Raw genomic sequence first — 19,125 nt, forward strand, 5'->3', positions numbered from 1 at the left:
ACCCGGATGAACGAATTAATGGATTTACGCGGATTTTATTAATTTTAAAAAATGTTGTTTTTTTATAAAGCCTGACCCTGAAGGGGATCCCATCCTTACTGTTTTCCTTTTAAATTTAAAAACATTAAGATATAGCGGACAGCAGCAAATAAATCCTTACTACTCAACCCACGATTTATAGTATTGACCATCGTCCAGTCCCATTGCCTCTTCAGTTACCATTAACGGACGAAATGTATCCACCATCACTGCTAATTCATGCGTTATGGTCTGACCAATGCTGCGCTCCATTGCTCCGGGTGCCGGTCCGTGAGGAATCCCTTTCGGATGCAACGTAATATGACCCTGCTCAATATTATTGCGACTCATGAAATCGCCGTCTACGTAATACAAAACCTCATCGCTGTCGATGTTGCTGTGATTGTACGGCGCCGGAATTGCTTTTGGGTGATAATCGTACAATCTTGGAACGAAAGAACAAACCACGAAAGTAGCCGTTTCGAATGTTTGATGCACTGGTGGCGGCTGATGCACACGCCCTGTAATAGGCTCGAAATTGTGAATGCTGAATCCATAAGGAAAATTATAACCATCCCAACCAACAACATCAAAAGGATGCGTCGCATAAACGACTTCATGCATCATGCCTTCTTTTTTTATTTTGATAAGAAAGTCTCCTTTTTCATCGTGCATTTCTAACTCGTTTGGCAAAATGAAATCGCGTTCGCAAAATGGAGAATGTTCCAAATGCTGACCTGATTCGTTTTTATAGCGTTTTGGAGTATAAAATGGCGCAAATGATTCTACGTAAAACAATCGGTTTTCTAAAGTATCAAAATCGATTTGATAAATTATCCCACGCGGAATGATAAGGTAATCGCCGTATTTAAAGGGAATATTTCCCATCATGGTTCGCAATTTTCCTTTCCCTTTGTGAATGAAAATCATTTCATCTGCATCTGCATTTTTATAAAAATAAGTACGTAGGGACTGCTTCGGTGCAGCTAACCCTATGGTACAATCTTTATTGACCAGCATCGCTTTGCGGCTGTCCAGAAAATCGTCTTCGGGTTTTAACTCAAAACCTTTTAACAATAAAGATTTTATGTTTTTTCTAACGGCAATTTTTGGTTCAACTGAGTAGGAATTAAGAATCTCCTTCACTTGTGTTGGTCTGTGAACATGATATAACAAAGAAGAATTTCCATGAAAACCCTCGGTTCCAAAAAGTTGTTCGTAATACAAACCACCGTTTGGTTTTTCGAATTGTGTGTGTCTCTTTTGAGGAAAATTCCCCAATTTATGGTATAAAGGCATGATTTTTTTGTTTAAAAGTGTAACAATTTAAAGTTGAGATTACTTTATAATGTGCTATGATAAATCAAAAAAAGGTCACTCACTCAGGATTTCTCTTGATGAGGAATTGAAGATAATCTAATAAACCTAGCCATTTTGTTTTCATTATAACAAATATCGGAATTATTATTGAAATAAATTACAATTAAAACAAAAACCCAACACTAAACCAAGTGAATCCTTTTCCAGTTTCCGGCGACCAAGAATGTTTTATTTCTACGGGTCCAATTACTGTTTCAAGGCCATATCCTACTGCATATCCTGAATATTTTGGAATTGAAATCCAGTCTACCGTTTCAAAAATTCGATCTCCAATATTGGCAAAATTTGCCGAAAAGTTAAAATGATTGTTCTTATAAAACTCATAATCAACTGTTCCGGTTGACTTTATATAACTATTGGCAGCAACACTTAAATAATCGTAACCATACAAATACTTGAAATTATTTATGGGATTGTAACCATAACCACCCAAAATAAAATTAAAAAAAGATACACTTTTATTACCAAATGAAAATCCCGCATCCGTCTGCAATTTTACTGTCACATTTTTAAAAAGTGTTGCCGCTATTCCAAAATCGCCTTTTGCAATTGAGAACGGTTTAAAATCTCCTGTATAATTTGAAGAAAGTAAATACGATTGAATATCCCCTGAGAAATACCATCCCTTCTTGGGGAAATATTTATTGTCAAAGGAATCAAATTTCATATATCCAAAAGCACTTACATAATTACTTTTATCAATTATGGGATCCACATTAGCCAACGTTTCTGACTTTATTTTTAAAAACTTAAGCTCTATTCCCCCTCCTATTAGAAATTTTTGCACAAACAAAGACTGAAAATAAGCTTGATTTGTTAAATCTGTAAAATCAACATTGATTGAATTTACTTCACTTAAATTCAATTTACTGATTCCTTTAGCGACGTTTCTATTAAATTGATTGAATTGCGATTTAAAACCAAAACTCAAATTAAATCCGTTTTCTACATAATAATCTAAATTGTATCTAATATTGTCCCCTAAAACAACATCAAGTGAGGCAATATCATTTTTAAAAAGTGTTCTTTTTCGAGTCAAATTAACTAAAACCGCACTTTTAAACAAATTGTCATAATGCAATCCAAATTTCAGGTAGGTCTTAGTGGGATTTTCTTTTAAGCTTAGATTCAAGTCATCATCCGCTCCATTAGCATCTAACGAATAGGATATGGCGCTGAAGTTTTGAGTCGCATTAATATTGTTTATTCCATTCAGTAAATCATTGTAGGTTGTTTTAGCTCCTGGTTTAAATCTTAATTTACCAATAACATAATCCCGCGTATAATTGTCCAGCTCATTACAATTTATATTTTTAATTTGTAAAGTATCGGTGATTAATTTTAGCTCCGGTTTCTTATATGGTTTTGATTCATCAACCAGCACTTTTAATTTCTCAAAAACAGAAAATGTTGCTTCTTCTCCTTTTCTAATAATTTCTTTTCCTTTATCAAATGATATAACTCCGTAGTTTTTGATGTCCGGCCGTATATAGAGATCAGTATCTTTTACATTTCGCTTCATTCTTTCTATGGATTGAAGATTTGTAATTTGCACCAAAATTCTTGTAGCGTCTTTGAGCTGGGTCCTGTCCAATAAATTATTCTGAACATCAACGCCTATAATAATATCCGCGCCAAGTTTTCTCACCTCTTCAATAGGATAATTATTAGCAACGCCACCATCTACAAGTAATTTCCCATCAATTTCCACGGGAGAAAACAAAGATGGAAATGCGGAACTGGCGATCATAGTCTGTGCCAAATTGCCCTTGTTCAACAGAACTTCTTCCCCTGTCTCTATATTGGTTCCAATACATAAAAAAGGAATGGGAAGTTTATTAAAATCATTTATATGCCTAACATTCCTGGTAATTCTACTCAGTAAATTATAATTATACATCCCTTTTGACAATGCTTCAGGAATACCAATTTTTAGTTTATTAAAGGGCAGAACCAAGGCATATAATTCGTCGTTTCGTTTTTCATAAAAATTTTTGGAAGATCTGGGAATGAAGTCGTTTAACAGTTCATCGAAATTTGTTGATCGAAAAATAGAGTCAATCTGACTTGCATTATATCCCGAAGCATAAAGCCCTCCAACAACTGCTCCCATACTGGTACCTCCTATGTAATCAATCTTGATTCCTGCTTCTTCAAGCACTTTTAAAACACCGATATGCGCAAATCCTTTTGCCCCGCCACCACTTAAAACCAAACCTATTTTTGGTCGGCCCTGCTCTTGCGAAAACAAAGTTAAACTCATACAAAAAACAATGAATAACAGCGCAATTTTCTTCATAAACAGCAATTTGATAGGTAATGGAAAGGTGTATTAATTATTCATTTGTGCCTTGTAAAATTCGGTAATTTTTTTGGCTTTTGATACACCTATAACGTCAGAAATTTCTTTTTCTGTCGCTAACTTCAATCTTTTAACACTTTTAAAGTGCTGAATCAAAGTCAACATCGTTTTTTCTCCAATACCAGGGATGCTTTCTATCGACGAATTTAGTGCCGCTTTACTCCTTTTATCTCTGTGATGTGTAATCCCAAAACGGTGTGCTTCATTCCGCAATTGCTGAATTACTTTTAAGGTTTCTGATTTTTTGTCTAAATATAGCGGAATAGAATCTCCCGGATAAAAGAGCTCTTCCAGTCTTTTGGCAATCCCAATTATGGTTATTTTTCCTCGTAAACCCAATTCATCAATACTTTTCAGTGCTGATGACAATTGTCCTTTTCCTCCGTCAATAATGATCAATTGTGGCAAAGGCTGTTCTTCATCTAATAATCGTTTGTATCTTCTGTAAACTACTTCGGTCATAGATGCAAAATCATCCGGTCCTTCGACAGTTTTTATATTAAAATGGCGGTAATCCTTTTTACTGGGTTTCCCATCTTTAAAAACCACACAAGCTGCTACCGGATTTGTTCCTTGAATATTCGAGTTGTCAAAACATTCTATGTGCCTTGGCTCCACCGGCAATCGCAAATCTTTTTGCATTTGAGCCATAATCCTTTTCGTGTGGCGATCAGGATCTACAATTTGCAGTTGTTTTAATTGCTCGATTCGGTAAAACTTAGCATTTCGAATCGACAAATCCAAAATTTGCTTTTTGTCTCCCAATTGTGGGACAGTAATTTTTATTTTTTCACCCAAATCAACAGGAAACGGAACGATAACTTCTTTGGACAACAACTGAAAACGCTCTCTCAATTCGATAATCGCCAATTCTAATAATTCTTCATCGGTTTCGTCGAGTTTCTTTTTGATTTCCATCGTATGTGAGCGAATAATCGAGCCGTGAGAAATTTGTAAAAAATTGACATAAGCCGCACTTTCATCCGAAACGATCGAAAACACATCGATGTTGGTGATTTTTGGATTTACAATCGTTGAACGCGATTGGTAATTTTCAAGAACTTCTATTTTTTCTTTTATTTTTTGCGCTTCTTCAAAATGCATATTAGCAGCGAGATTGGTCATGACCCGTTTGAAATCTTTCATGCTTTCCTTGAAATTTCCTTTTAAGATTTCGCGAATAGCATCAACCTGCTTCTGATAATTTTCTAAAGTTTCAAAACCTTCACAAGGCCCCATGCAATTTCCAATATGATATTCGAGACAAACCTTAAACTTCCCGCCTTCAACATTACGTTCACTTAAATCGTAATTGCAAGTGCGCAGTGGATACAACTCTTTAATCAGTTCTAAAATAGTACTCACCGTTTTAAAACTTGTATAGGGTCCAAAATATTCCGAGCCATCTTTGACCATTCTTCTGGTAGCAAATATGCGCGAAAAAGGTTCTTTTTTAATACACAACCACGGATAACTTTTGTCATCCCGCAGTAATACATTGTAACGTGGCTGTAAGGTTTTTATAAGGTTATTTTCCAATAAAAGCGCATCGGTTTCCGTAGGAACAACAATGTGTTTTATAGTCACAATTTTCTTAACCAGCACGTTGGTTTTGGCCGTGTCATGAATTTTATTAAAATAGGAAGAAACCCTCTTTTTTAAATTTTTGGCTTTACCTACATACAAGATTTTACCTTCCTTGTCGTAATATTGATATACGCCGGGATTATCAGGCAAAGTCTGTATTTGTAACGCTAAACTTGTTGGATTCATATAACAAAGTTAATCTCAAAAATCCCGAAATACAAATCAATACCATTGAAATCTTTCTGATAAAAATTTTATCAGAATTTTACTTTCTAATTCGTTATTATCCTTATTTTTATCTTTTCAATATCTTATGATAAAAATCAATACAACACCCATAGTCCTTTTTGGCGAAAGCATTATTCCCGGCGAAAGTAAAACCATCAATGTTGAAATTGCCAGATTACATACCACAACTAAACTGAATATCCCTATAATTGTCCGGCGTTCTAAAATTGATGGTCCCGTGGTTCTTTTTTCTGCAGGAATACATGGTGACGAAATCAACGGTGTAGAAATCGTAAGACAGCTTATTCATAAAAAAATAAACAAACCAAAAAGAGGCACAATAATCTGCATTCCAATAATAAATGTATATGGATTTGTCAATAAATCAAGAGAATTTCCTGATGGCAGGGATTTAAATCGAGTTTTCCCGGGAAGCAAAACAGGTTCTTTAGCCAGCAGGTTCGCTTTCCATATTTTAACAGAGATTATGCCAATTGTACACTATGCAGTAGATTTTCATGCCGGTGGCGCCAGCCGTTTCAACGCACCACAAATTCGTCTTACCCAAAACAATAAAGAGTTAAAAATACTGGCCGATGTTTTTAATGCGCCTTTTACCTTATATTCCAGAAATATTTCGGGTTCCTTTAGGAGTTCAAGTGAAAAATTGAATGTAAAAATGTTACTTTTTGAAGGTGGAAAATCACTTGATATCAATAACGCTATTGCCGATGAAGGTGTAAATGGAGTGAAGCGCTTGTTATCTCACCTTGATATGCTGGACCCGAAACATTTTGTCACTAAACAAAAAACACCTACCATTTATATTGAAAAATCTGGCTGGATAAGAGCCAAATGTTCTGGATTATTACACGATTACGATACCATTGGGAAATTTGTAAAAAAAGGAACTATTCTTGCCACCATAACAGATCCCTTTGGGAAATTTGAACGAAAAGTGAAAGCGCCAAATGACGGTTACGTAATCAATGCCAACCATTCGCCTATTGTTTATGAAGGCGATGCTATTTATCACATGTCTAATACCAATGAAGATGATGAAGAATAAAAGAGAATTAAGACTAAAGCACAAAGCCATGCGGAATTCACTTTCGGAAAACGAATTAGAAGAAATGAGCTTGGCTATTGCCAATAAAGTATTGACACTTCCCATTTGGGAAAAAACCTATTTCCACATCTTTCTTCCCATCACGGAACACAAGGAAGTCAACACCGAATTCATTCTGCACTTGTTATCCGGAAAAGACAAGGAAATAATTATTTCGAAAGCTGATTTTGAAACCAGAAACATGACTCATTTTTTATTGACTGACAATACTAAAATTAAGAAAAATGAATACAATATTCCCGAACCTGTTGATGGAATTGAAGTTCCAACACATAAAATTGATGTCGTTTTTATTCCGCTTTTAGCATTCGACAAAAAAGGAAATCGGGTAGGTTACGGTAAAGGATTTTATGATAAATTCTTATCAGAATGCAAACCGAATACAATCAAAGTTGGTCTTTCTTTCTTTGACCCTGAAGAACTGATTACAGATGTTTTTGAAGGTGACGTGAAACTGGATTATTGTGTAACCCCGAATTTAATCCACTCTTTTTAATTTTGAATTTGTACTTTAGCAGATAAAGCCTAATTAAACTATGAAAAAAAATCAATATTCACGATTTACAACAATTCTTTTAATTGCTGTATTTGCAATTTCAATGTCTAACTGTGCCGTTAGAGTGGGAACAAGCTCGAACAGAGCTTCATATAAGACTAAAAGACTCCCACCGGGACAAGCCAAGAAAATAAATGGAGACCGAAGCGCCAAGCGTTATGCTCCGGGACAAAACAAATAAATCCAATGAAAGAAAAAGACCTATTCAATTTGAAATAGGTCTTTTTTATTTTGTGAATTAGCGATTTAAAAATTTAGGCTGTTTTATGATGAAATGCCTTTTTATTGAAAAAAATCAGAATCCCGACTCCTGTTGAAATAGCCATATCGGCAACATTGAAAATAGCGTTGAAAAATGTAAATTCCTTTCCGCCCCAAATTGGCACCCAACTTGGTAAAACTCCCTGCCAAAAAGGAAAATAAAACATATCTACAACTTGACCATGAAACCAAGTTCCATAAGGTTTGTCTGTAAATAAAGTAGCCAATTGCTGGTGACTGTCATCAAAAATCACTCCGTAGAAGACCGAATCTATGATGTTCCCAAAAGCACCCGCAAGAATTAGTGCAATGGCTACAATTAAGTAATTAGAACTGTGTTTTCTCTCAACAGAATCCCACAACCAATACCCAATTCCGCCAACAGCAACCAATCTAAAAAGTGTCAGGAATAATTTTCCATATATTCCTGGGATTTTAGTTCCCCATGCCATCCCTTCATTTTCGATAAAAAGAATTTTGAACCATTTGAATACTTCAACTTCTTCGCCTAAAATAAAATTAGTTTTGATGTATATTTTTGAAACTTGATCAACAAGTAATATAATAAAAATAAGGAGATACGCTTTTCGTAATGACATTTTATAAATTTTAATGGCGCAAAAGTAACAATTTAATCAAAAAAAACGCTCCCAATGGAGCGTTAAATATTGTTTAACAACAGGTTTATCGTTGCAAGTTTTTTGCTTCGATACTCATTGTTGCATGAGGAACGATTTTCAATCTTTCCTTTCCAATTAATTTGCCTGTTACTTTGCAAATTCCGTATGTTTTATTTTCTACACGGAAAAGTGCATTTTTCAAATCACGAATAAACTTTTCCTGACGGATCGCCAGTTGTGAGTTTGCTTCTTTTGACATCGTTTCGCTTCCCTCTTCAAAGGCTTTAAATGTAGGCGAAGTGTCGTCAGTCCCATTATTCAAATCATTCATATAAGCACTTTTTATCAAATCTAAATCTGCCTGTGCTTTTTGAATTTTGTTAAGGATTATCTCTTTGAACTCTGCTAAATCAGCATCAGAGTATCTTGCTATTTCGTCTACCATCTTTTTTGTATTATTTTGAAATTAATATCATTGTTTTTATTTCGTCAAATTCAATTTCCGTACCGTTTTCTATTTCATCTGCAAAAACCAAATCGTTGGTTAATGTTTCTGATTTTATATACGCTTCATTTTTAAGAATTGCCTCTTCTAACAGTCCATTTCTTTTCAGTTGAACTTTAATTTTATCAGTAACTTCAAATCCCGAATCTTTACGGATATTCTGAATTCTGTTTACTAATTCTCTGGCAATCCCCTCTTGTTTTAATTCTTCAGAAATTGTAATGTCAAGCGCAACCGTTATTCCATTTGAATTGGCTACCAGCCAACCTTCAATATCTTGTGATGTTATTTCTACGTCTTCTAATGTTAAAGTTACGTTATTTCCTGCAATAACAATATCCAGACTTCCCTCCTTATCCAATCGGCTGATCTGTTCTTTAGAAAACCCTTGTATTTCCTTAGAAATCAACCCCATATCCTTTCCAAAACGCGGTCCGAGAGCTTTAAAATTAGGTTTAATTTGTTTCACCAAAACACCCGAAGCATCATCCAGAAGTACGATTTCTTTTACGTTTACCTCCGCTTTTATAAGGTCCGAAATGGCCTCAATTTCTGCCCTCTGATTCTCGTCAAGTACTGGTATCATTACCTTTTGTAACGGTTGACGTACCTTTATCATTTCCTTTTTTCGCAGTGACAGAACCAATGACGAAATGGTCTGCGCCTTCTGCATTTTGCTCTCTAACATTTTATTAACAAAGTTTTCAACGTGTTTTGGAAACTCCGCCAAATGTACACTGTCGTACTTTTCTGACTGTGTTGCTAAAGTTAAATCTCTGTAAAGTTTATCCATAAAGAATGGAGCTATTGGAGCACCCAGTTTACTTATGGTTAACAAACAGTTATATAAGGTTTGATAAGCCGCAATTTTGTCTTGTGCATATTCCCCTTTCCAGAAGCGTCTTCTGCACAAACGAACATACCAGTTACTCAAGTTTTCCTGTACAAATTCAGAAATTGCACGAGCTGCTTTCGTCGGTTCATAATCGGCATAAAAACCATCCACTTCTTTTATTAAAGTGTTCAATTCCGAAATAATCCATTGATCAATTTCTGGTCTTTCATTTAATGGAATCTCTGCTTCCTCAAATTTGAATCCATCAATATTAGCATATAAACTAAAGAACGAATAGGTATTATACAATGTTCCAAAGAATTTTCTGCGAACCTCAGCAATTCCCTCTAAGTCAAATTTTAAATTGTCCCAAGGATTCGCATTCGAAATCATATACCAGCGGGTGGCATCAGGACCATATTCTTTTAATGTTTCAAAAGGATCAGCAGCATTCCCTAAACGTTTGGACATTTTTTGTCCGTTTTTATCTAAAACCAATCCGTTAGAGACTACATTTTTATAAGCTACTTTATCAAAAACTAATGTTCCAATAGCGTGCAACGTATAAAACCAACCGCGTGTTTGATCCACTCCCTCAGCAATAAAATCAGCTGGAAAATCTTTATTTTCATCAATTTTATCTTTATTCTCAAAAGGATAATGCCATTGAGCATACGGCATTGCACCACTATCAAACCAAACATCAATCAAATCTGCTTCTCGTTTCATTGCTTTTCCTGATGGAGAAACCAATGTAATGGCATCGACTATGTTTTTATGTAAATCAACCAAATTATAGTTTTCATCAGTCATATTTCCAATTTCGAAACCTTTGAATGGGTTCTCATTTTGGAAACCAGCTGTTATGGATTTTTCGATTTCGTTATATAATTCTTCAACTGAACCGATCAGGATTTCTTCTTGTTTATCTTCAGTTCTCCAAATCGGCAACGGAATTCCCCAATAGCGAGAACGGGATAAATTCCAATCGTTTGCGTTTTTTAACCAATTCCCAAACCTGCCTTCTCCTGTCGCTTTTGGCTTCCAGTTAATTGTTTCATTCAGTTCGAACATTCTGTCTCGAACGTCGGTTACCTTAATAAACCAAGAATCTAATGGATAATACAACAAAGGCTCATCGGTTCTCCAGCTGTGTGGATAGCTGTGGACATATTTTTCCACTTTGAAGGCTTTATTTTCTTCCTTCAGACGAATAGCTATTTCGACATCTACCGAACGTTCTGGTGCTTCACCTTCGTTATAATATTCGTTTTTTACATATTTTCCCGCATATTCACCTACATGCGAAGTGAATCTTCCTTGTAAATCTACTAAAGGAACAGGATATCCGTATTCATCCAACACCAACATTGGTGGCACTTCCGGAATCGCTTCTTTAGCCACTTTTGCATCGTCCGCCCCAAAAGTTGGTGCAGTATGCACAATTCCTGTCCCATCTTCGGTAGTAACGAAATCACCTGAAATTACTCTAAACGCATTTTCCGGATTTTGGTACGGCAAAACAAACGGCAGTAATTGTTCGTACCGTATATCAACCAAATCAGCTCCTTTACATTCTGCAAGAACCTGATAAGGAATTTTCTTATCACCTTCTTTGAAATTTTCAAAATCATCTGCTTCTGTACTTTCGAAAAATCCTTTTCCAAATTGCTTTCCAACTAAATTTTTAGCCAAGATTACACTTGCGGGACGAAAAGTATATTGATTAAATGTTTTCACCAAAACATACTCAATTCTTGGACCTACTGTCAAAGCTGTATTACTTGGTAACGTCCAGGGTGTTGTTGTCCAGGCCAAGAAATAGATTTCGTCTAAATCCAAAGCTTCTAATTTGTAATGTTGCAAGTTTTTTGAAGTGATATAATCATAAAACTTAGAAAACAACAATTCTTTGTGTGCGTCAATAACTTTGAATTGTGCCACAACAGTCGTATCCGTGACATCACGGTAACTTCCAGGTTGGTTTACTTCATGTGAACTCAATCCGGTTCCTGCTTTTGGAGAATACGGTTGAATTGTATAGCCTTTGTACATCAAATCTTTATTGTAGATTTGTTTCAAAAGCCACCAAACCGACTCCATATATTTGGATTTATAAGTAACATACGGATCTTCCATATCTACCCAATACCCCATTTTTTCGGTCAAATCGTTCCATACGTCGGTATAACGCATCACGGTTTTTTTACACGCTTCATTGTATTCTTCTATAGAAATTGTCTTTCCAATATCTTCTTTGGTAATCCCTAACTCTTTTTCAGTACCTAATTCCACGGGCAAACCATGGGTGTCCCAGCCCGCTTTACGTTTTACCTGAAACCCCTTTTGAGTTTTATATCTGCAAAAAATATCTTTAATCGCACGTGCCATTACGTGGTGAATTCCAGGCAATCCATTTGCTGAAGGCGGACCTTCAAAAAATACGAATGGCTGGTTTCCTTCACGGGTGGTTACGCTTTTTTCAAATATGTTTTCTTTCTTCCAAAAATCAAGAACTTCTGACGCTACGGTTGGTAAGTCAAGTCCTTTGTATTCAGTAAATTTTGTGCTCATTTTATCCTTTTCTAAATCGAGGTGCGAAAGTAAGGAATTTTGAATAAAAGAAAGAAAAGAAGAGGAAAAATAGACAAAATTGGATGGATAATTCAATAAAACCGAATCAAAAAATCCTTTTAACGCTTTCTAAGAGAAAACTTCTTTTAAAACGTCCAAAGATTTTGGTTTTTTAAAGCCGTCCAAATGAAAACTGTAGTAATCGATTAGAATTCTTAAAACTATTTGCCTTTCAATGACATGGAATATTTTTTGATTGTTATCGAATTTTAAATCAATAAGTTTTTTGAATAAGCTGCTTTCATGTTCCGTGAGTGAACTGATGGCATGAAATGGTGTAAAAACACCTTCAGTCATTTCGAAAAAAGGCATAGCTATATCAGAAACATCAGGATAAAAACCTAAATATTTCGTAGTTTCCAATAATAAAATCAGGTGAAAATTAGCAATTTCATCGTGATTATCCAGCCAATGCAAAGCGGTTTCTAAAAAGGTAAACAGGTGCTCATTTTTTTCTTCTTCATGAATTGAATGATGCAGAATTTCCGAAACAAACATCACAATCGTACTTTTATAAATATCCGAATGAATGGAATGAAAAGGCGCCGCGATTTTAATTTCCTTGAAATTTTCTAAAGTGCCTTTGTTTTTGTGAACCGCTTCTATTTCTAGAATGGTCAATGGCTGGAAATAAGCAATTTTCTGATTGGCTTTTCTGGAAGAAAAAGCATCCCGAACAAAATAGGATTTCAGACCGTGGGACAGCGTGAAGCATTTTACAATCAAGCTTTTTTCTTGAAATTTTAAAGATGAAATGACGATCGCTTTGGTTTTTACTAACATTTCCGTTATTTGGTTTTAGGCGTTGGTTGCGAATCTTCTAAAATCCGATACCCACAACCTATCTGATTATCATTACTTTTTTCACTTTCGTTTCCACCCCGTCTTGCGCTGAAATAAAAATCATATATACTCCCGAAGCTACTTTGTACTTTCCAAAAGCGGTGGTATCCCATTCTATAGTTCCGCCTTCAGAAGTAATTTCATAAACTAAATTTCCCTCAATATCGGTGATTTTAATATTGGCCTTATCGAGTAATCCGGCAATCTTAACGGTTCCCCGATACTCAGGCCGTACTGGATTTGGATATACATAAGCATTGCTTAAATCATCATTTGCTGTAGTCGAGACTCCTTTAAAAGAAACCAACCCCTTAGCGGTAGCAATAAAAACTTCGCCCGTTGTGCTATTGATATCAATGTCATTTATAACATTACTGGGCAAAGGAGAATTGCTAGTCGTAAAATGATACTTGGTTTCCTGACCGTTTGGCGACACAAAAAAAACACCCGAATCCGCTGTACCGATCCATTTATTATTTGCTCCATCAACAACGACATCAGTTATAAACTGTTCGTATAATAACTCTTGCGCCAAATTATCTTCTAAAATAATTATGGGACTGGTTGTCAATTGATCATCAGATTGAAAATTACCCACATTGGACAAGACCCGCAATCCTTTTGTGGTTCCTATCCAAAGTTGGTTCCTGGTATCAACTGCAACCACTCTTACATCAGCAATAGGTAAATTTCCGGAATCAGGACCTGTGGTTATTTTTTTGAATTTATTATTGCTTTCATTAAAACCAATAACGCCATCTCCACTCGTAGAAAGCCACTTGGTTCCGTTTTTATCAATTGCAATTGTTCCGAAATTATTATCAGCAGCCGAATCCAGAATATTGTCCATGGCATAACTTTGCCATTGACCAGTAGATTTAAAAACTTTTAATCCATTTTTTATTCTGCTATTGGTAACCCAAAGATTCCCCGATCTATCAAATGCTGCTCCGTTTATTCTAATATCAATATAGCTAGGACCGACAAAGGTTAATGATTCTAAACCGCTATTGGTTTGGTTGTACAAAATTTTCGGTTCATCATTTTCAATTTTAAGCAATCCTGAAAAAAAAGAACTAGCATACACTTCGTTTTCGTTATTGGGATTAACCGTGATTCTGGTCATGGATTTAGCACCCAAAACGTTCTCATATGGAATATTCAACCATCCCGTTGCACTGAATTTACTTACGCCATAACTATCCAAATCATACGGATTATAATCTACTGTATAATCGCCATAAACCGTCCAAAGCGAATTTGATGTCGCTTGAAGCGCAAATATATTATTCCGAGAAGGTCCAATTGGAGTCGTATTTTCAAAAGTCGTGGCTAAAGAAAGAGAAGTGGTAATCATTCCATTTTCCTTTGTTCCAATAAAAATGGCATCACCAATTATTGTTGCGCAATTAAAACTAGGGGTACTTTCCGTAATTTGATTTGTATTTATTTGGCGTACCAATGCCATCTGACTGTTGTAAATATAAATGCTATTTACAGTTGTTACTATCAAATAATTACTCGTTGCTCTTAAATCCAAAGCTGGCGATGAAAGCGCTAAATATCCTGTAAATGAATTCGTACTTGCATTGTATTTATGAATATATCCAGCAGCATTAACAGCAAACAAATCGGAACCTAATGTTGCTATACCCGACCAGTTTCCAGCAGCAATTGTCTCCCATTGGCTAAAATCCACTAGATTCTTATTGCTGATATCGGCTCTTTTTATGCCATTATTTGTAGCAGCGTAAATAAATCCATTAAATAGTGCTGTTTGGTTAACAATTATTTCGGCTCCATTTGTACCAATAAAATAGGTGTCTCCAAATTGCATGGTAGCCAAATTGAACTGAACAATTCCAAAATCACAGGAAACATAAGCAATGCCTTCAAATTCCATAAGGTGATTGATCTTTTTTATGCTTGATGGAAGTTGCTTATTGATAATATCTACCACTTTAAGAAGGGTTCCATCGGCTTCATTGATGACTATTATCAATCCGTTTTCATAACCTACAAGTGTTTTATTAAATGTTGCGTTATGGTATACTGCCGAAATAATTTCTCCGGAAAGCCCATCAATAGTATTGGTGGTTTTAATTTGGCTTGTTATTGCATTTTTGGAAAACAAGGCGTTTTCTGAGGCGGCAAAAACTGCAGTTGTAGATTCTGAAACGTCTTTAATTTGATTATAAGAGAAATATCCTTGCCACAACAGATTACTCTGGGCAAAACCCATTTGAATGAAAAGTAAAAGCAAAAAACATAAAACGTTCTTTTTCATTATTTGCATGAATATCGGTTTACAAATATAGAACAAACGAAAGTATTAGATTTTTGTTACACAAAAAAAATGCCTTCCATCCGTAATCCGGCAGAAGGCATTTTAAATTAGTATTAAACCTGGCTTACACTACTCCTTGAGCTAGCATAGCATCAGCTACTTTTACAAATCCGGCAATGTTTGCTCCTTTAACATAGTTCACATAACCTTCTGCGTCCGTACCATATTTCTTGCACTGATTGTGTATTCCAACCATGATTTCTTTCAATCTGGAGTCCACTTCCTCACTCGTCCAGTTGAGACGAATTGAGTTTTGTGTCATCTCTAATCCTGAAGCTGCAACACCTCCTGCATTTGCCGCTTTACCTGGAGCAAAAAGCACCTTAGCTTTCAAGAAAAGTTTGATAGCTTCTAGTGTACAAGGCATATTTGCGGCCTCGGTAACGCAAATGACACCATTTGCAATTAAATTTTTTGCATCTTCCTCATTCAACTCATTTTGAGTCGCACAAGGTATGGCAATATCAACTTTCACTTCCCACACGCTTTTCCCTTTGTGGAATTTAGCCTTTGGATATTTTTCTAAATAAGCTTCAGCCCTATTATCTCCTCTTGCTCGCAATTCAAGCATAAAATCAATTTTATCTCCAGAGATCCCTTCCTCATCATAAATATAACCATCAGGACCAGAGATAGTAACTATTTTACCTCCGAGGTCGTTTACCTTTAAAGCTACTCCCCAAGCAACATTACCAAATCCTGAAATAGAAACTGTTTTACCGTTAATATTTTGACCAATCGTTTTAAGCATTTGTTCAGCAAAATAAACTACTCCATAACCCGTTGCTTCCGGTCTAATTAAAGAACCGCCATAAGCTAGTCCTTTACCAGTTAAAACTCCGGTAAACTCATTTCTTATTCTCTTGTATTGACCGAATAAATAACCAATTTCTCTGGCTCCAACACCAATATCTCCTGCAGGAACGTCTAATTGCGGTCCGATATGTCTGCACAATTCCGTCATGAAAGACTGACAGAAACGCATTACTTCCGGATCAGATTTTCCTTGGGGATCAAAATCAGATCCTCCTTTACCGCCACCCATTGGCAAAGTGGTCAGACTATTTTTGAATACCTGTTCAAATGCTAAAAATTTAAGTACTGATAAATTTACGGTGTGATGGAAACGTATTCCTCCTTTATAAGGTCCGATTGCCGAATTCATTTGGATTCTAAACCCTCTGTTTACCTGGATTTCTCCTTTATCATCTACCCAGGGAACGCGAAATATAATAGAACGCTCGGGCTCAGCTATCCTGAGAAGCAAATTTTTTCCATCATATTTTTTTTGCTCCGCAATAAATGGGATGACAGTTTCGGCAAATTCTCTAACAGCTTGAATAAACTCAGGCTCATTTGGATTTTTTGACTCAACTTGAGCCATAAATTGATTTATTTTATTTTCCATCTTGAAATAAATTATTCAAACAAAATTAATATTAAATAATTTTCTTAAGTACAATAATTGCTTTTAAGAAAACGTTTTCGTTAGTGTGTACAAAGATACATTTTATAAAAATATTGAAGTCTGTTTTTTTATTTTATCGATAGAATTATCTTTTTATTAAGCAATTACAAAGAAATCCACTTTTGAAACATCGATTGCAGCGAAATCGTTGTAATTTTCGTAAGCAAATAAGAATTTGTTTACTTATTTTTTAATTTTAATGATTGATGTTTTAATGATTGATGTTTTAATGATTGATGTTTTTATATATTTGTCTGGATTTGAAAATTTAAGACCTAATGATCAAACGAACAATTTTTACTTTACTCATATTATTTGGGTTGTCAAATAATATAAATGCGCAATTTGGTTTTTCGCATGAAGTAGGAATTATAGCCGGTCCCGTAGCTTTTCAATCCGATTATGGGGAACGCTACGATTTGAACACGAATTCAGGAAATACTGGTATCGGCATTGGAATTATTCATTATCTAAATTTCTCTTACAAAGCTGAATGTAACTGTTTTACTCCTGAAACTTACTTTAACGATCATTTTAAATTAAGATCGGAACTTTCTTATAATAAAACCGAATTGAAACATTTTGGAGAATGGGTAGAGCCAAATAAAACATCTCTCGGAGCAGATCAATTGCGCGCCATGAGAGGGAACACTGCAGTCACTAATATCGGAATGCAGCTGGAATATTTTCCATTGAGTATTCGGGATTTCACCGCAAGCATTGGTAGTTTAGGACCATTCATTAGTCTTGGAGGGCAATTCAGTTATTATAATGCCAAAGCCTATTCAACAATGGGACCACTGGGAACTCCGTTAACTACATTTCCCAAATATTTAACTCCCACAGATGGACGTCCTTATGGTTTTTCTACTGAAGGCGGATCGGTCTGGTCAGTGGTATCAAGTGTCGGGACCCGTTATAAACTGACTCCTTTACGAGATTTAATGATCGATTTACGATTCCAATATTTTTTCTCCAATTGGGTAGATGGATTAAATCCCAATCCCGAACTTTACAAAGAAAACAAAGCAAATGACTGGTTGGTCTGGCTAAATGTGGGTTATATTTATTACTTGCAATAGCAGATTCAAAAGAGTTATAAAAAATACAAACCCCAATCTGAAATTCAGAATTGGGGTTTTACTTCTCGCCCCAACCCTCCCAGAGGAAAGGAAGAAAAGCGGACTGTTCTGTTTTTATAAATTTACGCTAATGCTTGTCTCAAATCTTCTATTAAATCTTCGGCATCTTCAATACCCACGCTTAACCGAACCAAATCATCTGTAATTCCAATTGCTGCACGTTTGTCTTCCGGAATTGATGCATGAGTCATTAAAGCTGGGTGATTTGCCAATGATTCGACTCCGCCTAAAGATTCTGCTAATGTAAAAACTTTTAATTTTTCAAGAAAGTCGATGGCATCTTCTTTTTTACCCGAAACAAAAGTAAACGAAACCATACCTCCAAAACCACTCATTTGTTTTTTGGCAATTTCATGATAAGGATGACTTGCTAATCCTGGATAATAAACCCTTTTAACTTTTGGATGGCTGTTTAAAAATTCTACCACTTTTCCACCATTTTCACAATGTCTTTCCACACGTAAATGCAATGTTTTAATTCCTCTCAAAACCAAGAAACTGTCCATTGGTCCAAGTGTAGCTCCAGTCGCAAATTGTTGAAAATGCAGTTGTTCTCCCAGTGCTTTGTCTTTTACAATTAATGCGCCGGCAATAACATCAGAATGTCCGCCAAGATATTTAGTTGCAGAGTGCATGACAATGTCAGCACCCAGATCTAATGGTTTTTGTAAATAGGGTGTTGCAAAAGTATTATCGACTGCAAAAAGGATTTTATTTGCCGAGGTAATTTTAGCAACTTCCTGAATATCCGCTAATTTCATCAAGGGATTGGTCGGCGTTTCTACCCAAACTAATTTAGTGTTTTCATTGATTAATGACTTGAATTTCTCCATGTCATTCATGTCCACGAAATGGAATTTTATACCTGAATCCTTATAAATACGGGTAAACATTCTATAGGTCCCACCATATAAATCGTCCATCGCAATGATTTCGTCACCCGCTTTGAAAGAACGCAAAATACAATCCGTGGCAGCTAATCCTGACGAAAAAGCCAATCCTCGTGTTCCGTTTTCAATACTTGCCAGTGCATTTTCTAGTGCTGATCTGGTTGGATTTGCCGCTCTGCTGTATTCATAATCCGGATTTATCGGGTGTCCAGGACTTGTTTGTACAAATGTTGACGTTTGATAAACTGGCGGCATAACTGCTCCTGTACTTGGATCATGGTGCTGACCACCGTGAATAACTTTAGTATTAAATTTCATAT

General features: G+C 35.7%; 14 protein-coding genes. 4 read left to right on the plus strand and 10 right to left on the minus strand.

What is annotated here, in order from left to right:
* Window positions 1–159: 159 nt before the first annotated feature.
* From ACNQGH_RS01660 to uvrC, 3 genes are all read right to left on the minus strand, one after another.
* The gene (locus ACNQGH_RS01660; RefSeq protein WP_417954233.1) at window positions 160–1,317 is read right to left on the minus strand and encodes a homogentisate 1,2-dioxygenase; all 1,158 of its coding nucleotides are present in this window, start codon (window positions 1,315–1,317) and stop codon (window positions 160–162) included.
* 184 nt (window positions 1,318–1,501) lie between these two features.
* Window positions 1,502–3,697 (minus strand): patatin-like phospholipase family protein, encoded by a 2,196-nt coding sequence (locus ACNQGH_RS01665; protein WP_417954234.1) that lies wholly within the window; start codon window positions 3,695–3,697, stop codon window positions 1,502–1,504.
* 33 nt (window positions 3,698–3,730) lie between these two features.
* Entirely contained in the window at window positions 3,731–5,533 is a 1,803-nt protein-coding gene (gene uvrC / locus ACNQGH_RS01670) for an excinuclease ABC subunit UvrC (RefSeq protein ID WP_417954235.1), read from the minus strand.
* 127 nt (window positions 5,534–5,660) lie between these two features.
* Here uvrC and ACNQGH_RS01675 point away from each other — a divergent pair, with 127 nt between their 5' ends.
* From ACNQGH_RS01675 to ACNQGH_RS01685, 3 genes are read left to right on the plus strand one after another with little or no spacing between them, the layout of a single operon-like run.
* Window positions 5,661–6,644 (plus strand): succinylglutamate desuccinylase/aspartoacylase family protein, encoded by a 984-nt coding sequence (locus ACNQGH_RS01675; RefSeq protein ID WP_417954236.1) that lies wholly within the window; start codon window positions 5,661–5,663, stop codon window positions 6,642–6,644.
* Complete coding sequence (locus ACNQGH_RS01680) at window positions 6,631–7,200, plus strand: 5-formyltetrahydrofolate cyclo-ligase (protein WP_417954237.1); 570 nt, start codon at window positions 6,631–6,633, stop codon at window positions 7,198–7,200. The genes ACNQGH_RS01675 and ACNQGH_RS01680 overlap by 14 nt, the downstream gene beginning before the upstream one ends.
* A gap of 40 nt (window positions 7,201–7,240) precedes the next feature.
* Window positions 7,241–7,441 carry a hypothetical protein gene (locus ACNQGH_RS01685; protein WP_417954238.1) on the plus strand — a complete coding sequence of 67 codons (201 nt, stop codon included), beginning with the start codon at window positions 7,241–7,243 and terminating at the stop codon, window positions 7,439–7,441.
* 73 nt (window positions 7,442–7,514) lie between these two features.
* Here the strand turns inward: ACNQGH_RS01685 and ACNQGH_RS01690 are convergent, their stop codons facing one another.
* From ACNQGH_RS01690 to gdhA, 6 genes are all read right to left on the minus strand, one after another.
* Entirely contained in the window at window positions 7,515–8,120 is a 606-nt protein-coding gene (locus ACNQGH_RS01690; protein ID WP_417954239.1) for a lipoprotein signal peptidase, read from the minus strand.
* An 85-nt stretch (window positions 8,121–8,205) separates the two neighbouring features.
* Window positions 8,206–8,586, minus strand: a complete 381-nt coding sequence (locus tag ACNQGH_RS01695) for a TraR/DksA family transcriptional regulator (RefSeq protein WP_082014118.1) — start codon at window positions 8,584–8,586, stop codon at window positions 8,206–8,208.
* Window positions 8,587–8,596: 10 nt separating this feature from the next.
* A complete protein-coding gene (ileS, locus tag ACNQGH_RS01700) occupies window positions 8,597–12,055 on the minus strand; it encodes an isoleucine--tRNA ligase (RefSeq protein ID WP_417954240.1) in 3,459 nt (1,152 codons plus the stop codon).
* Between the two features lie 129 nt (window positions 12,056–12,184).
* Window positions 12,185–12,898, minus strand: a complete 714-nt coding sequence (gene recO, locus ACNQGH_RS01705; protein WP_417954241.1) for a DNA repair protein RecO — start codon at window positions 12,896–12,898, stop codon at window positions 12,185–12,187.
* A 58-nt stretch (window positions 12,899–12,956) separates the two neighbouring features.
* Window positions 12,957–15,245, minus strand: coding sequence for a type IX secretion system anionic LPS delivery protein PorZ (gene porZ, locus ACNQGH_RS01710; protein ID WP_417954242.1), 2,289 nt, complete (start codon window positions 15,243–15,245; stop codon window positions 12,957–12,959).
* A gap of 124 nt (window positions 15,246–15,369) precedes the next feature.
* Complete coding sequence (gene gdhA, locus ACNQGH_RS01715; protein WP_417954243.1) at window positions 15,370–16,713, minus strand: NADP-specific glutamate dehydrogenase; 1,344 nt, start codon at window positions 16,711–16,713, stop codon at window positions 15,370–15,372.
* A 338-nt stretch (window positions 16,714–17,051) separates the two neighbouring features.
* On the opposite strand from gdhA, the gene ACNQGH_RS01720 reads away from it, so the two are divergent.
* Complete coding sequence (locus ACNQGH_RS01720) at window positions 17,052–17,855, plus strand: THC0290_0291 family protein (protein ID WP_417954244.1); 804 nt, start codon at window positions 17,052–17,054, stop codon at window positions 17,853–17,855.
* Between the two features lie 122 nt (window positions 17,856–17,977).
* On the opposite strand, the gene ACNQGH_RS01725 is transcribed toward ACNQGH_RS01720, so the two are convergent.
* The gene (locus ACNQGH_RS01725) at window positions 17,978–19,123 is read right to left on the minus strand and encodes a cystathionine gamma-synthase (RefSeq protein WP_417954245.1); all 1,146 of its coding nucleotides are present in this window, start codon (window positions 19,121–19,123) and stop codon (window positions 17,978–17,980) included.
* Between the last annotated feature and the right edge of the window lie 2 nt (window positions 19,124–19,125).

It is taken from the genome of Flavobacterium kochi, assembly GCF_048286715.1.
Lineage (GTDB): Bacteria > Bacteroidota > Bacteroidia > Flavobacteriales > Flavobacteriaceae > Flavobacterium.

Coding starts and splice junctions, on each gene's coding strand:
- ACNQGH_RS01720 (WP_417954244.1), top strand. CDS start 17,052: ATGATCAAACGAACAATTTTTACTTTACTCATATTATTTGGGTTGTCA.
- ACNQGH_RS01685 (WP_417954238.1), top strand. CDS start 7,241: ATGAAAAAAAATCAATATTCACGATTTACAACAATTCTTTTAATTGCT.
- ileS (WP_417954240.1), bottom strand. CDS start 12,055: ATGAGCACAAAATTTACTGAATACAAAGGACTTGACTTACCAACCGTA.
- ACNQGH_RS01690 (WP_417954239.1), bottom strand. CDS start 8,120: ATGTCATTACGAAAAGCGTATCTCCTTATTTTTATTATATTACTTGTT.
- ACNQGH_RS01675 (WP_417954236.1), top strand. CDS start 5,661: ATGATAAAAATCAATACAACACCCATAGTCCTTTTTGGCGAAAGCATT.
- ACNQGH_RS01725 (WP_417954245.1), bottom strand. CDS start 19,123: ATGAAATTTAATACTAAAGTTATTCACGGTGGTCAGCACCATGATCCA.
- gdhA (WP_417954243.1), bottom strand. CDS start 16,713: ATGGAAAATAAAATAAATCAATTTATGGCTCAAGTTGAGTCAAAAAAT.
- ACNQGH_RS01695 (WP_082014118.1), bottom strand. CDS start 8,586: ATGGTAGACGAAATAGCAAGATACTCTGATGCTGATTTAGCAGAGTTC.
- uvrC (WP_417954235.1), bottom strand. CDS start 5,533: ATGAATCCAACAAGTTTAGCGTTACAAATACAGACTTTGCCTGATAAT.
- ACNQGH_RS01660 (WP_417954233.1), bottom strand. CDS start 1,317: ATGCCTTTATACCATAAATTGGGGAATTTTCCTCAAAAGAGACACACA.
- ACNQGH_RS01680 (WP_417954237.1), top strand. CDS start 6,631: ATGATGAAGAATAAAAGAGAATTAAGACTAAAGCACAAAGCCATGCGG.
- ACNQGH_RS01665 (WP_417954234.1), bottom strand. CDS start 3,697: ATGAAGAAAATTGCGCTGTTATTCATTGTTTTTTGTATGAGTTTAACT.
- recO (WP_417954241.1), bottom strand. CDS start 12,898: ATGTTAGTAAAAACCAAAGCGATCGTCATTTCATCTTTAAAATTTCAA.
- porZ (WP_417954242.1), bottom strand. CDS start 15,245: ATGAAAAAGAACGTTTTATGTTTTTTGCTTTTACTTTTCATTCAAATG.